The organism is Sphingomonas sp. PP-CC-1A-547, assembly GCF_003610375.1.
GTDB lineage: Bacteria > Pseudomonadota > Alphaproteobacteria > Sphingomonadales > Sphingomonadaceae > Sphingomonas.
Window position 1 is genome coordinate 343361 of sequence record NZ_RAPZ01000010.1, and the last position, 14308, is coordinate 357668.

Here is a 14308-nt window from a genome sequence, read left to right on the forward strand (position 1 = left end):
CGGGTGCCCAGACTGGGTCCCCGCCTTCGCGGGGAAACAATTCTGCTAGGGGCGAGCCGCACTCCAAGCCAGCCACAACCACCCGCCGATCAGCAACGCCCCGCCAATCGGCGTTATCGCGCCGAACCACCGCGGCGCACCCAGCGCCATTGAATACAACGTCAACGCGAAGATCGCCGCGCCGACCACGAACAGCCAAGCCGGCCCCCGCGCCTCCATCCGGATCGCCACCAGCGCCGCGACGACGTGGACGAGTTGATACTGCGCCCCGGTCTTCAGCCATTCCGCCGCCGACCCACTCGCGCCGTGCGCCCCGAAAGCCCCAGCCGCGACCGCGATCGCGCCGGACAGCGCCGCCAAGATAGCGATAATCATTGCGTATCATTCCCCCAGGGAAAGCGTTTGGCGGTCTCGGCACGTGCCGCGCGCATGTCACCGGAGTCGATCTGCAACTGCAACCGCTCCTTGTCCCGCGCGCGGTATTGCTCCTCCGCGCGGTCGATATCGGCCGGTGCGATCTCGAGCCCGCGCATGACCAGGCGCGCCATCTTCACCGCAGACTCCATCACTTCGCGCACCACCGCGGTCGCCGACGTGTTCTTCAACTTGACCAGAGCGCGGCGATCGAACGCACGCACGTAGATGGCGGCATCCGGGAAGGCCTCGTGCACACCCTCGATCGTGTCCGGATCGAGCTGGTCGCCGTCCATGCAGAAGCAGATGATCTCCGCCTCCGACGCGCCCGCCTGCCGCAACAGGTCGAGCCGCGTGCCGTCGCCGTAATAGACCTTCGCACCGAACTCGCCGGCGATGTCGATCATCTCGATATCGGTGTCGATCAGCGTCACCGGGATATCCTGCGCGAGCAGCATCTGGCCGACTGTCTGGCCGAACCGCCCATAGCCGACGATGATCGCGTTCGCGCCGTCGACCTTGGGGCCGTCGCGCTCCTGCCCCTCGGCGATCGGCTCGGTCCGGAAGCGCCGCGTGATCCCCATGAGGAACGGCGTCGTCGCCATCGACAGCGTGATGATCGCGCCGAACAAGCTCGCCGCCTGCGGTTCGATCAGCAGCCCGGCCTGCGCCTGCGCGAACAGCACGAAGCCGAACTCGCCGCCCTGGCTCAGTAACAGCCCCAGCGCGAATGCCTGCCGCCACGTCATCTTGAACGCCATGCCGATCAGCATGATGACGCTGGTCTTGGTCGCGATCAGCGCGGCGGCCATCGCCATCACGAAGAACGGGCGTTCGGCGATCGCGTTGAGATCGAGCACCATCCCGACCGCGAGAAAAAACAACCCGAGCAGGATCGATCGGAACGGCTCGACATCGGCTTCGAGCTCGTGGCGATACGGACTGTCCGCGAGCATCACGCCGGCGATGAACGCCCCGAGCGCGGTCGACAGCCCGAGCCATTCCATGATCGCGGCGCTGGCGATGACCGTGAACAGCCCCGCGAACACGAACATCTCGCGCTCGCCGAGATTGCCGATCAGCCGGAAGAACGGCCGCAGCAGGAAGCGTCCCGCGACGACGAGGCCGACGACCGCGAGCACGGTGTAGATCGCGAGCAGCCAGCCGGGGGGCGCATTCGCATCGGCGGGGTTGCGGCTCATCGCTGCCACGATCGTGATGAGCGGGACGATCGAGAGGTCCTGGAACAGCAGGATCGAGAAGGCCCGCTCACCGAACGGGGTCTTCATCCGCCCCGACGAGCGGAGCATCGGCAGCACCTGCGCAGTCGACGACAGCGCCAGCGGCAGGCCGAGCGCGAGCGCCGCGGGGAGCGAGAACTTCGCACCGACCCAGACGATCCCGGTGATCGCGAGGCCGCAGATCGCGACCTGGAGCAGGCCGAGACCGAAGATCTCCTCCTTCATCTTCCAAAGCCGCGACGGATTCAGTTCGAGACCGACGATGAACAGCAGCAGCGTAATGCCGAGTTCGGCGAACCCGAGCTTCGACTCAGCATCGCCGACCAGGCCGAGCACATGCGGCCCGACGACCGCACCCGCGACCAGATACCCCAGCGTCGCACCGAGGCCGAGCCGGCGGAACAGCAGCACGAACATTAGCCCGAACCCGAGCAATACGACGCCGTCGCGGAGCAGCGACGGTGCCGTCCCCTCCGCCATCAGACTTTCGCCTTTGCAGCGGTGTCGGCAGCCTCGGCCGCGGCTTCGAACGCGAGCCGGATCGAGGGATGGCGCGCGGTATAGTCGAGCGCGGGGGTGAAGACGTCCATCCCCGGCCAATCGGGCGCGTCGCCCTCGCGCGCAAGCCATGCCGTCAAAGCATCGCGTACGGCGGCGAGTTCGGCGGGGGTGCGGCCGAGGATGTTCGACGCCAGCAGCGACGACGATGCCTGGCCTAGCGCGCAGGCGCGGACCAGCAGGCCGACCTCGCTGACCTTGCCCTCGTCGTCGACCGCGACGTCGATCGTCACACGGCTGCCGCAGATCGGCGAGCGTCGCTCTGCGGTCGCCATCGGCTCAAGCAGGCGTTCGTGATGCGGGATCGTCGCGGCGAGGCGTAAGATCTCGGCATTGTAAAGGGGCGCGCTCATGGCTTCGGTTCGCTTGCGTTATCGGATTTGGAAGGCGGCGTAGTCGCGCCGAAGACGGGTTTGCCGCGGCGGCGGCGGTCGACGAAATCGGCGATCCCCGCACTGGTCGCGTTGAGCAGCGGATAGGTCCGTGACGTCGTCATCCAGCCCGGCCGCCGCGACGGGCCGCCGCTCATCGTGTCCATGACGAGCGTCGCGAGCAGGAAAACGAGGCTCGCAAGGATAAGCCCCTTCAAGGCGCCGAACCCGAAGCCGAGCGCCCGGTCGACTGGCCCCAAGATCGACGTCCGCGTCCGCGCCCCGATCGCGTTGGCGACCAGCCGCCCGCCGATATACGTGACCCCGGTGATGATCGCGAAAGCGAGCACCGCGGCGCCACCGACGGTGCCGACCATAGGCGACAGCGCGGCGGCGAGCGGGATGTGGAACAGCTTCAACATCGCCACCATCGCCACCCAGGCGAACATCGACAGCACTTCGGTGACGAACCCGCGCACGAGCCCCAGCACCGCGGACCCGGCGACGGCGATCAGGACGACGATGTCTAGGGCGGTGAGGTTCATGGTCTCTGGAATAGGGACGCTCGGCGCGAACCGCTAGTGCGCGCGGCGACCGACGCGCTCTAGTGGTTCAAACCGAACACACCGTAGCGCTCCCGCCACGCGGCGACTTCGTCCTGCAGATGCGCGGGTGCAGCCTCGCCCGAGAGGACGAAGCGGGCGACGTCGGTGTCGGGATGCATCAGCATTTTCTTCGACCCGTCGCTGAACCAGACCGGGACCAGCTGGTCGCACACGCTGTCGAGCACCGCGGCCGCCATGCCGTTCGCGATCGCGTCGCTGCCGGCGAGGACGCGGACATTGATCGAGACGCCTTCGAGGCAGTTCTGCGGTTCCTTGACGAAATTGAGCGACACGAGAAGCCCGGACCGGTCGGGCCGTGCCTCGTCGGGCAGGCTCGCGACCCGGCGCCAGGCGCAAAACCAGGTCCGGCAGATGCGCGGGCGGACGGCGTGGATTCCGCACCCCTTATTGGAGAGGTGGATGCACGGCGTTCCCGCGGGCTTGGCGAACTCGGGGGTGTCCACGGTCAGTTCGGTGCAGCACGCGGTGCAATCTCCGCACTCTCGATCGGGCAGGATCGGTCCCAGCAGCGCGGTTTCCACGTCGGTATGGGGTTGCATCCGCGTGCGTGCGTCCGTCGGGGTCGGGGTTTCACGCCGATCCACGGTTCAATTTCCTTCGGAATCCACCGTGAAGACCATCGGCTTGCCGCGCGACATCGGCTCCCATCCCGCGGCCAACGCCGCCCGCACACCGCGAGCGATCGTCGCGTCGTCGATCTGGAGCCGCCCGCGCGGCAAGCCCTTCAACAGGCGTTTCGGCGCCGGGAACTCGAGCAGGGCTTCGCGCTGGGCATCGTCCTGCAACAGCGAGATCGTCATGCCCTTCCAGCCTTCGGCATCCGTGTGTTGCGGTTCGCGCTGAAGGTGCCAGTCGTATCGGGTGCCATCGACCTCGACGGTACCGGTATTGCTTTTCGTGTTCGCCATGCGGGCGGCCATAGCATGGCTGTCGCGAGAGGCCATGCGTTCGCCGCTTGGCCGAACCTGCCCGCCACGATGACGTCGTGTGCAGCTCAATCGACCGATGACCGACAACGGTCCTCACTACACCACCCCGGCGGAGGCCGGGGCCCAATTGGAGAGGTCGTGATAACGAAGCGCAGCGGTCGCCAGCAGCGTTTCCCAATTGGGCTCCGGCCTCCGCCGGGGTGGTGACTAGGAACGTTGATGACGAACCGGAGCTATCCCCGTCGTAAAGGTACTGACCCAACACCGTCACTAACGCTGCCTTGTTCTCCCGCGAAGGCGGGAGCCCAGTCTGGGTCCCCGCCTTCGCGGGGAAACAAGCTGCCTTCCTAGAGTGGGTTACCCCCGCCCCATCATGTGGTCGACAAACGACGCCAGCGTCTTGAACCCCGACAGCTTCATCCCGCTCTTCTCCCCCGTCATCGACGCCGGCACCAAGGCGCGTTCGAAGCCGAGCTTGCTCGCCTCCTTCAATCGAAGCGGCCCATGCGCGACCGGGCGGATCTCTCCAGACAGCGCGACCTCGCCGAACGCAACCGCGTCGACCGGCACGGGCCGCTCCGACATCGCTGAGATGAGTGCAGCCGCCACCGCCAGATCCGCCGCCGGATCCTGCACGCGGTAGCCGCCCGCGATGTTGAGATACACTTCGGCATTGGAGAAGCTCAGCCCACACCGCGCCTCCAGCACCGCCAGAATCATCGCAAGACGTCCCGAATCCCAGCCGACCACCGCGCGCCGTGGTGTTGCCCCTGAAGCCAATCGGACTGTCAGCGCCTGAATCTCCACCAGCACCGGCCGAGTCCCCTCCAGCGCCGGAAATACCGTCGCCCCCGTCATCGCATCGTCGCGGTGCGTCAGGAACAGCGACGACGGATTGCCGACCTCTGCCAGCCCTTCGGTCTGCATCGAGAACACGCCGATCTCGTCGGTCCCGCCGAAGCGGTTCTTGATCGCGCGGAGGATGCGGTATTGATGGCTGCGCTCGCCCTCGAACGACAGCACCGTATCGACCATGTGCTCCAGCACGCGCGGGCCGGCGATCGATCCGTCCTTCGTCACGTGCCCGACCAGCACCACGGCCGTCCCGCGCTCCTTAGCGAACCGGATCAGCTCCTGCGCCGACGCGCGCACTTGGCTCACTGTCCCCGGCGCGCCCTCGATCAGGTCGGAGTGCATCGTCTGGATCGAATCGATCACCAGCATCGCGGGCGGCCGCGTCTGCAACGTCGTCAGGATGTCGCGTGTCGAGGTCGCCGCCGCGAGCTGCACCGGCGCATTGCCGAGCCCGAGCCGTCGCGCGCGCAGACGCACCTGATCCGCCGCTTCCTCGCCAGAAACGTACGCGACCGACTGGCCGGCGAGCGCCATCTTCGCAGCCGCCTGCAACAACAGCGTCGACTTGCCGATCCCCGGATCGCCACCGATCAGCGTCGCCGAGCCCTCGACGAACCCGCCCCCCAGTGCGCGGTCGAGTTCGGCGATACCCGTCGCCATCCGGTCGGGCAGCTTGATCTCCGCATCGAGCCCGACAAGCTGGATCGCGCGCCCGCCGGTCTGGAGATTATGCTTGGAATGGAACGGCGTAGCGGCGGTGTTCGCCTCCTCGACCAGCGTGTTCCACTCGCTGCAATCGGCGCACTGCCCCGCCCAGCGGTGCGACACCGATCCGCAGGCCTGACACACATAACGCTTCTGGGGTTTCGCCATCCGAGTGATGTACGAGAACGATACGGGAACATCAATGGCTGGCGGCCGTCCTGTGTTGCGGATTTAGTGGCGCTTGACGGCACACGGCGTTATCCGCGCGACGATGCACGCCACCGACCTGCGCATCGCCCTGTTCAGCGGCAACTATAATTACGTACGCGATGGCGCAAACCAGGCGCTGAATCTGCTCGTCGGCCATCTGCTGTCGAAGGGCGTGACGGTGCGTGTCTATTCGCCGACGAACGCCAGGCCGGCCTTCCCGCCGACCGGCGATCTGGTCGCGGTGCCGTCGCTGCCGCTGCCGGCCGGGCGTGGCGAATACAAGATGGCGCGTGGGCTGCCTGCCGCAATCCGCCGCGACCTCGATGCGTTCGCACCGAACATCGTCCACGTGTCGGCGCCCGATTTCCTGGGGCATCGCGCGATCAGCTATGGCCGGCGCAACGGCATCGCGACGGTCGCGTCGCTGCACACGCGGTTCGAGACATATTTTCGCTATTACAAGATGGCGTTCTTCGAGCCCGTGATGGTTAAGATCCTCAAGCGCTTCTACAACCGCGTGGACGAGGTGCTGGTGCCGGGACGCGGCATGGCGGAGATCGTGCGCGACTGGGGCGTGACGACGCCGACCGCGATCTGGTCGCGCGGCGTGAACCACGATCGCTTCACGCCGACACGCCGGGATCTTGAGTGGCGCCGCGCGCGCGGGATTGCCGACGGCGAGGTCGCAGTTGGGTTTCTCGGGCGACTGGTGAAGGAAAAGGGGCTCGACGTCTTCGCCGACGTGATCCGCGAGCTGGAACAGCGCGGCGTGCCGCACAAGGTGCTGGTGATCGGCGAGGGCCCCGCGCGCGAGTGGTTTGCGAGCCGCGTCCCGGGCGCGGTGTTCGCGGGGTTCCAGTCAGGCGACGATCTCGGCCGCGCGGTCGCGTCGATGGACGTATTCTTCAATCCGAGCGTGACCGAGACGTTCGGCAACGTGACGCTGGAGGCGATGGCGGCAGGTGTGCCCGTCGTTGCCGCCCGCGCGTCGGGCGCTGTCGGACTGGTGGATGATGGCGTGACGGGGTTTCTAGTGCCGCCAACGGATATTGCCGGGTACGCGGATGCGATCGGGCGGATCGTGTCGAAGCCGGGCCTGCGCGAGACCATGGGGTGGGCCGGGCATGACAAGGCTGCCGGGTATCTGTGGGATACGATCAACCAGACCGTGCTGGATACGTATCTCGCGGTGATGGCGCGGCGGGGTAAGTGATGCCCTGACCTGCTCCCCTCCCTGGAGGGGAGGGGTTGGGGGTGGGTCGGCTTCCGCATGTTCAGGGGTAGATGGCTCAAACCGGCCTACCCACCCCCAGCCCCTCCCTTTCAGGGAGGGGAGCAGGTTGCACTATGCCTAGGGCGCCGTAACCCAGTCGAACGTCAGCGGCGCCTCGCGGAAGGCGAAGCGGTCGAGGTGGCTGGAAACCACTTCCCGCATCCGGTCGACGTCCCCGCCCTCCGGTACCGTCAGCCCGACATCGAGCGATTCGCTGTCCGCGCGCATCTCCAGCACGGCACTGTTCGGGAAGGCGATGCGGCCCTCTTCCTCCGAGAAGGTGACCTCCATCTTGTGGCTCCAGTGTTTGGCCAGCTGCTGGAGATACTTGCTCGCCGAATGCGTCGGCACGCGTGCGACCGAGACGCTCACTTGAGCCGCTCGATCTTCTGTGCGGCTTCGTCGAGCAATGCCGCGACTTCGTGCAGCGTATCCTCGTTGACGTCCTCGCGCATCAGCCGGTGCTGGAGCACCTGCCGCAGATTACCCATCGCCCGCCGAATCGGCGCACCATCGGTCCGCTCGGACTCCGCCCCGACCGCCGCCAGCCGCGCGAACAGGCCGTCCACCACGGCCGCATTCTCGGCGAGATGCGCTCGGCCCTCGTCGCTGGCCGCAAAGCGCTTCTTCGCGCCTTCCGACTGCTGCTCCTCGATCAGCCCCATCTCGTCGAGCATGCTAAGCGTCGGGTAGACGACGCCCGGGCTCGGCGCATAGCCACCCCCGGTCAGCCCCTCGATCTCGCGGATCAGGTCGTAGCCGTGTCGCGGCGCATCCGCGATCAGCTTCAGCATCACGAGCTTCAGCTCGCCGCCATCGAACAGCCGCCGCCGACCACCAGGGCCGCCGCGTCCGTGTCCATGTCGACCATGACCTTCGTGACCCGGCCGACCCCGGCCTTCGCCATCAGCCCGCGGGCCACCGGTCCAGGCTCCATATCCCATACCAAAACGCATTTGAGTGTTCTCCGATATATCTTCATTCATAAGTTGCGATATATCGCAGACTGTTTCCGGTTCAAGAGGTACGCGGTAATTTTTATGTCTCCTTCCCCTGTCATCCCCGCGGAGGCGGGGACCCAGACCCTCGAACTGAGCGAACATGCATGCCGTCAGCCAGTATGGATCCCCGCCTCCGCGGGGATGACGATACGGGGGAGGGGGACGATTACGCTCGGATGGCAGACGGATGGGCAAACCGGCCCCCGGCCCCTATCTTCCCTCGATGGCCGACCTCTTCGCGGGCTTCGAACCCGCCGCCCCCATCGAAACGCATCCCGAAAACGCGCCGCTCGCCGACCGCCTGCGTCCGCGCACGTTGAGCGAGGTGGTCGGGCAGGATCCCATCACCGGCCCCGAAGGCGCGATCGGGCGGATGGTGTCGGCAGGACGGCTGTCCTCGATCATCCTGTGGGGCCCGCCCGGCACCGGCAAGACGACGATCGCGCGGCTGCTCGCCGACGCGGTCGACCTGCGGTTCGTCGCGATCTCGGCGGTGTTCTCCGGCGTGGCGGACCTGAAGAAATCCTTCGCCGAGGCGCGCGAGCACGCCAAGATCGGCAAGCGCACCTTGTTGTTCGTGGACGAGATCCACCGCTTCAACCGCGCGCAGCAGGACGGCTTCCTGCCCTATGTCGAAGACGGCACGGTCACGTTGGTCGGCGCGACCACCGAGAACCCGTCGTTCGAACTCAACGCCGCACTGCTCAGCCGCGCGCAGGTTTTGATCCTCGAACGCCTCGGCCGCGGTGCGCTTGAACAGTTGCTCGACCGAGCCGAAACGGAGATGGAGCGCCCCCTGCCCCTCACCCCGCCCGCCAAGGATGCGCTGATCGCCAGCGCCGATGGCGACGGCCGCTTCCTGCTGAACCAGGCGGAGACGCTGTTCTCGGTCAACCTGCCCGAACCGCTCGATCCCGCCGGGCTGTCGAACTTCCTGCAACGCCGCGTCGCGGTGTACGACAAGGATCGCGAGGGGCATTACAACCTCATCTCCGCGCTCCACAAATCGATCCGCGGGTCGGACCCGCAGGCCGCGCTCTATTATCTCGCGAGGATGCTGACCGCGGGCGAGGAACCGCTGTTCCTGCTCCGCCGCCTGACGCGCGCCGCGGTCGAGGATATCGGCCTCGCCGACCCACAGGCGCTGGTCCAGTGCATCGCCGCCAAGAACACGTACGACTTCCTCGGCAGCCCCGAAGGCGAACTCGCGATCGCGCAGGCGTGCGTCTATCTGGCGACCGCGCCCAAATCGAACGCGGTCTACAAGGCGCAGAAGGCCGCCTGGAAATCGGCACGCGAGACGGGATCGCTGATGCCCCCCGCGTCGATCCGCAACGCGCCGACCAAGCTCATGCGCGATATCGGCTACGGCAAGGGCTATGCGTATGATCACGACGCGGAGGATGCGTTCTCCGGCTCGGATTACTGGCCCGACGAGATGAGCGCACAGACCTTCTATACGCCGACCGAACGCGGGTTCGAGAAACGCCTGGCGGAACGGCTTGCCTATTGGGACGGCCTGCGCGCGGAAAAGCGCTCGTGAAGGATTGGGCTGCGGTCGCGCAGTATGCGCTGTCGCTGCCCGAGACCGAGGCGTCGACCTCGTACGGCCAGCCCGCGATAAAGACGCGCGGCAAGATGTTCGTCAGCGCCGGCCATGTCGATGGCAGCTTCCACGTTTGCAGCCCGCATGACGAGAAGGTCGTCCTGATCGCGACCGATCCCGACAGTTTCTGGCAGACGGCGCATTACGAGATCTGGCCCGGCCTGCTGGTCCGCTACGGCGCACATGATCCCGAGCGCGTTGCCCGCGTGATCGGCCGCGCATGGTGGGATCAGGCATCGGCCAAGCAGCGGAAGGCGTATGGCGATCGCCCCTGACCGCTTCGGCCATTTCGCCGCGATCGACTGGTCGGGCGCAGTCGGTCCCCGGCAATCGGGGATCGCCGTCGCGATCTGCGCGCGAGGGGTCGCTGCACCGACGCTGATCGCAGCCGAGGGCGGCTGGTCGCGCACCGCCGCGCTCGATTGGCTGGCGAACGCGATGCCACCGGATACGCTGGTCGGGCTCGATCTCGGGCCATCGCTTCCGTTCATCGACCAGGACGCCTTCTTTCCCGGCTGGGCAGAGAGTCCGTCAGATGCGCGCACGCTGTGGGCGTTGGTCGAACGGATCTGCGCGGACGATCCGCATCTGGGGGCCAGCAGCTTCGTCGATCATGACGAGGTCGCGCGGCATCTGCGTCGCCACGGCGGGCGCAAGGGCGAATTCTTCGAAGGGTCCGGCCGTCTCCGCGTGACCGAGGAGGCACAGCGGCGGCAAGGGCTGAGCCCGACCAGCAACCTCAATCTCGTTGGCGCGGCGCAGGTCGGCAAGTCGAGCCTGACCGGGATGCGCGTGCTACACAGGCTGGCCGGCCACGTACCGGTCTGGCCGTTCGATCCGGTGCCGTCACAAGGTCCGCTGATCGTCGAGATCTACACCACGATCGCCGCACGCGCCGCCGGCATCCGCAAGGGGCTCAGCAAAATCCGCGATGCCGAAGCGCTCGACGTGGCGCTGGCCGCGATCGGCAGCGACCCGCACGCACCGCTTGCGCGCTACGACGACCACGCCACCGACGCGATCCTCACCGCCGCCTGGCTCCGCGCCAATGCCGATCGCCCCGAACTCTGGCACCCGGCAGCGATGACATCGCATATCGCGCAAACCGAGGGCTGGACCTTCGGCGTATCTTGAAGCATGGGGTCGCGACGCACCGGGCAGCGCCCGACGCAAGGGCCGGTTTAGCTCAGTTGGTAGAGCGCCAGTTTTGTAAACTGGATGTCGCGGGTTCGATTCCTGCAACCGGCACCATTTCCGACTTTCGATAAACGATGTCGCCGCCGCCACCTGCATGGCATCGTTCGGTAGCGCTCGAGCTCCACCCCCCGCATCCCCGACATGAAAAATCCTCCGCGCCCCAGGGCACGGAGGATCTTCATTCGGCCCCATTGGCTCGCGTCGACTGACGCGAGCCAGAGTTGGATCAGAACCGGACGGTCGCACCCACCGCCAGGTTGCGGCCCAGCGAGTCGTAGCGCTGCGGGATCGTGTTCGTGCGCGCGAGGGCGACGTTGTACGAGTCCGGAACGATCGGCGCGCTCTTGTCGAGCAGGTTGTTCGCGATCAGGCGCAGCGAGAACTGCTTGTCGATCGCGAAGTTGAGCGCGAGGTCGAAGTAGCTCTTCGGCGAAACCCGGTAGTAGCTGGTCCGCGCGCGCGCGTCCGTGCCACCGATCGCCTCGTCGCCCGAATTGTCGGCATTGGTCAGCGAGCCGACATAGCGCCAGTTGAACGAGGCGCTGAAGCCGCGGTCGAGCGTGGTGTAGGTCGCGCGCAGGCCGTGCGACCATTTCGGGAGCAGCTGTCCGCAGCCATTACCATAGTATCCGGCGCAGTTACGCTCCGGCTGGACCGGCGAGTCCTGGCCCCCTGCGAAGGTCGCCAGCGACCCGTTGAAATTCCAATCGATCTTGCCGGCGCCGGCAAGGTCGAGCGTGTACTGCGCCTGGAAATCATAGCCGCGCGCGATCGACGTGTAGTAGTTCGTCGTGCCTTGGCGAATGAAACCAGTCGATGGATTGCTGCCGGCCGTCGAATACAGCGTACCGGTGCCGGGATTGCGGACGATGCCCTGGCAGAAGAACGCGTCGCCGTTCGAACGCTGACAGCCATCGGTGTAATAGCTGAAGTCGTTATAGCCGAGCGAATCGTTGATCTTGATCTGGTAGCGATCGACCGAGAACACCAGCCCCCGCACGAACCGCGGCTTCACGATCAGGCCATAGGTCTGCGTGTAAGCGGTCTCCGGATCGGCGGTGTAGCCGCCCGAGCGCACGGTGCATGCCGCCGAGCCGTTCGGCGCGGTGCCGTTGCTGCACAGCAAGGTCTGGCTGCCGTAAAGCGCATCCGACAGGCCGGTTGCACGGCACACTTCGCGCGACGCGATCGGCGCGCCGTAGGTCACGCCATTGGCGCCGTTGACGACGGTCGGTGCGCAGAAATCGTTGAACGTGCCTGCGCCGCCCGACGCGAAATCGACGTTGGTCGCCTGGCGGATTTCGGTCACCGTCGGCGCGCGCTGCGCCTTGTTGAACGAGGCGCGGAACGTCAGATCGCTGACGGGGGCGTAGATGCCCTCGACCTTCCAGGTGTTGAACGTGCTCGGGTTGCTGCTGTACTTCGACACGCGGTAGCCGCCGTTCACCTGCAACAGGTCGGCGAAGCGCTTGTGCTCGACCAGCGGCGCCTGGACCTCGATATTGGCCTCCCAGACGTCCTGCTTCAGGTAGCTGTCGGTGCCGCCGAGGCCTGCACGATACACGCTGTCGGCGGTCGATTTCAGCGTATCCTTGCGATATTCCGTACCCAGCGCGATCGCGACGCCCTGCTCGGCGAACGGCGAGGTGATGCCGTATTTGCCGAGATCGCCGGTGACGTTGGCCTGAACGTCGTACAGCGTACCGGTGGTTGCCGCCGTGCCCTGGTCATACAGATAGTCGATCAGCGCCGGGTTGGTATTGCCAGCGCTGAACGCGTCGAAGGGAACGCAGGCGGGATCCGTGGTCGTCGCGCAGGTCGGTGCGGCGCGCGTGCCACCGACGTTGATCGAGTTCCGCAGGTTGGTCGCGTTGACGAAGCTCGGCGTGTAATCCTGGTGGTTGCGGGCATAGACGCCGCCGACGTCATACGTCCACGCGCTGCCGACCTTGCCGCGGACGCCGCCGGTCAGGCGAACGCCGGTGTTCAAATACGCGTCGGGCTGATCGTTGCCCTCACCAAGACGATAGCGAAGATCGATCGGTGCCGTCGCTACCGTGCCAGCCGCAGCACCGCAGATCGCGGTTGCCTGCGACGCCGACAGGAACGGGTTGTTGCAGTTCACCTGCACGCTACCGCCGGCGATCGCCGGGTAGTTGTTGTACGACTTGTCGCGGAACCAGATCCCCGACGCATAGAGCTCGGCGTCGGGTGCGATGTCGAGGCTGACGAAGCCGCCGGCGTTCACGCGCTCGGATGGGCGCTGATACGCATAGTTGCTGAAATAGTTCGAGGCGTTGCCGGCACCCGGACCGAACGGCACGAAAGTACGCGTGCCGTTCGGGTTGTTGACGAGCTGCGCGTTGGCGTTCGCACCGCTGAGCGGCGTGATGAGCCCGCTCGTCGAGCTGCTCGGGGTCAGGCCGCACGACAGCGGCGCGTTCAGGCTGGTCTGCGTTAGATAGCAGCCCGAGTTCGAGCGCGCCGACAACAACACTTCGTCGGTATGCTTGTAGTTGACGAAGCCGTTGATCCGCAGTGCGCCGTCGAACAGCTTCTTGCCCGCGGTCAGCGTGACGTCGGCACGACCGCCGTCGTTGGTCAGGCCGCGCGGGCTGCTGAAGCCCGACGAACGCGCCAGCGACGACACGACGGTGTCCTTGTTGTTGTGGTTGTAGAAATTATAGTTGCCGTCGAGCTGGATGCCTTCGAAATCCTTTTTCAGGACGAAGTTGACGACACCCGCAACCGCGTCCGATCCGTAGACCGACGAGGCGCCACCGGTCAGCACGTCGACCCGCTCGAGCAGCGACGGCGGGATGATGCCGACGTCCTGGCCGTTCTGCGTGCCGAGGCGCTTGCCGTCGATCAGGACCAGCGTGCGCTCGAACCCGAGGCTGCGCAGCTTGATGCGCTGGCGACCGTCGGAGTCGTTATAGGTCTGCTGGCTATCCGGCGCGATCTGCGGCAGGCGGTTCAGCACGTCCTCGACGTTGACCGCAGCCTGGGCGCGAATGTCCTGCGCGGTGACCGACGTGATCGGGGCCGCTGACGTCATGTTCGGACGCTGGATGCGCGATCCCGTAACGACGATCGTATCGTCCTTCGGCGCGTCGCGATCGACGGCGGTGGTTGCGGTGGTGGCATCCGCCTCGACCTTGGCTTCGGCGGGCGTGCTCGCGGCAGCCTGGGCGGGCGTCACGGCCTGCGCGGGCACGTCCTGTGCGAATGCCGTGGTAGCGGAAAACACGAGAGATCCGACGAGCGCGATCCGCGAAACAGAATGGCCGAAGTTCATACCTACCCCTAAAAAAGCCCGGTT

The 14308-nt window shown here is 66.3% G+C and carries 15 protein-coding genes and 1 tRNA gene; 5 read left to right on the forward strand and 11 right to left on the reverse strand.

The window, feature by feature from the left end:
* Positions 1–45: 45 nt before the first annotated feature.
* The 7 genes from C8J39_RS02365 to radA form a co-directional block, all read right to left on the reverse strand.
* On the reverse strand, positions 46–375 hold the full coding sequence (locus tag C8J39_RS02365; protein ID WP_120299146.1) for a DUF423 domain-containing protein: 330 nt from the start codon (positions 373–375) through the stop codon (positions 46–48).
* The gene (locus C8J39_RS02370; protein ID WP_120299147.1) at positions 372–2135 is read right to left on the reverse strand and encodes a cation:proton antiporter; all 1764 of its coding nucleotides are present in this window, start codon (positions 2133–2135) and stop codon (positions 372–374) included. Before C8J39_RS02370 ends, C8J39_RS02365 begins: the two co-directional genes overlap by 4 nt.
* Positions 2135–2566: an iron-sulfur cluster assembly scaffold protein gene (locus C8J39_RS02375; RefSeq protein ID WP_120299148.1), complete on the reverse strand. Its 432-nt coding sequence runs from the start codon at positions 2564–2566 to the stop codon at positions 2135–2137. The genes C8J39_RS02370 and C8J39_RS02375 overlap by 1 nt, the downstream gene beginning before the upstream one ends.
* Complete coding sequence (locus C8J39_RS02380; protein WP_120299149.1) at positions 2563–3129, reverse strand: CvpA family protein; 567 nt, start codon at positions 3127–3129, stop codon at positions 2563–2565. The genes C8J39_RS02375 and C8J39_RS02380 overlap by 4 nt, the downstream gene beginning before the upstream one ends.
* Positions 3130–3188: 59 nt before the next feature.
* Complete coding sequence (locus C8J39_RS02385) at positions 3189–3749, reverse strand: YkgJ family cysteine cluster protein (RefSeq protein WP_120299679.1); 561 nt, start codon at positions 3747–3749, stop codon at positions 3189–3191.
* A 48-nt stretch (positions 3750–3797) separates the two neighbouring features.
* Positions 3798–4130, reverse strand: coding sequence for a hypothetical protein (locus tag C8J39_RS02390; RefSeq protein ID WP_120299150.1), 333 nt, complete (start codon positions 4128–4130; stop codon positions 3798–3800).
* 366 nt (positions 4131–4496) lie between these two features.
* The gene (gene radA, locus C8J39_RS02395; RefSeq protein ID WP_093399340.1) at positions 4497–5867 is read right to left on the reverse strand and encodes a DNA repair protein RadA; all 1371 of its coding nucleotides are present in this window, start codon (positions 5865–5867) and stop codon (positions 4497–4499) included.
* Positions 5868–5970: 103 nt separating this feature from the next.
* On the opposite strand from radA, the gene C8J39_RS02400 reads away from it, so the two are divergent.
* Positions 5971–7122 (forward strand): glycosyltransferase family 1 protein, encoded by a 1152-nt coding sequence (locus C8J39_RS02400; protein WP_120299680.1) that lies wholly within the window; start codon positions 5971–5973, stop codon positions 7120–7122.
* 138 nt (positions 7123–7260) lie between these two features.
* Here the strand turns inward: C8J39_RS02400 and C8J39_RS02405 are convergent, their stop codons facing one another.
* From C8J39_RS02405 to C8J39_RS19260, 3 genes are read right to left on the reverse strand one after another with little or no spacing between them, the layout of a single operon-like run.
* Positions 7261–7554 (reverse strand): DUF2218 domain-containing protein, encoded by a 294-nt coding sequence (locus C8J39_RS02405; protein WP_120299151.1) that lies wholly within the window; start codon positions 7552–7554, stop codon positions 7261–7263.
* On the reverse strand, positions 7551–7976 hold the full coding sequence (locus C8J39_RS02410; protein ID WP_404969304.1) for a PadR family transcriptional regulator: 426 nt from the start codon (positions 7974–7976) through the stop codon (positions 7551–7553). The genes C8J39_RS02405 and C8J39_RS02410 overlap by 4 nt, the downstream gene beginning before the upstream one ends.
* Before the next feature lie 8 nt (positions 7977–7984).
* Complete coding sequence (locus C8J39_RS19260) at positions 7985–8119, reverse strand: hypothetical protein (RefSeq protein WP_404969305.1); 135 nt, start codon at positions 8117–8119, stop codon at positions 7985–7987.
* Between the two features lie 287 nt (positions 8120–8406).
* Between C8J39_RS19260 and C8J39_RS02415 the strand changes: the two genes are divergently transcribed.
* The 4 genes from C8J39_RS02415 to C8J39_RS02430 all read left to right on the forward strand — a co-directional run bounded on the left by C8J39_RS02415 (position 8407) and on the right by C8J39_RS02430 (position 11040).
* Positions 8407–9726: a replication-associated recombination protein A gene (locus C8J39_RS02415; RefSeq protein ID WP_120299681.1), complete on the forward strand. Its 1320-nt coding sequence runs from the start codon at positions 8407–8409 to the stop codon at positions 9724–9726.
* A complete protein-coding gene (locus C8J39_RS02420; RefSeq protein WP_120299152.1) occupies positions 9723–10064 on the forward strand; it encodes an MmcQ/YjbR family DNA-binding protein in 342 nt (113 codons plus the stop codon). Before C8J39_RS02415 ends, C8J39_RS02420 begins: the two co-directional genes overlap by 4 nt.
* A complete protein-coding gene (locus C8J39_RS02425; protein ID WP_183037924.1) occupies positions 10048–10923 on the forward strand; it encodes a hypothetical protein in 876 nt (291 codons plus the stop codon). Before C8J39_RS02420 ends, C8J39_RS02425 begins: the two co-directional genes overlap by 17 nt.
* Before the next feature lie 41 nt (positions 10924–10964).
* A tRNA-Thr gene (locus C8J39_RS02430) sits at positions 10965–11040 on the forward strand.
* Positions 11041–11212: 172 nt separating this feature from the next.
* Here the strand turns inward: C8J39_RS02430 and C8J39_RS02435 are convergent.
* Complete coding sequence (locus tag C8J39_RS02435) at positions 11213–14236, reverse strand: TonB-dependent receptor domain-containing protein (protein WP_243649694.1); 3024 nt, start codon at positions 14234–14236, stop codon at positions 11213–11215.
* Positions 14237–14308 lie beyond the last annotated feature (72 nt).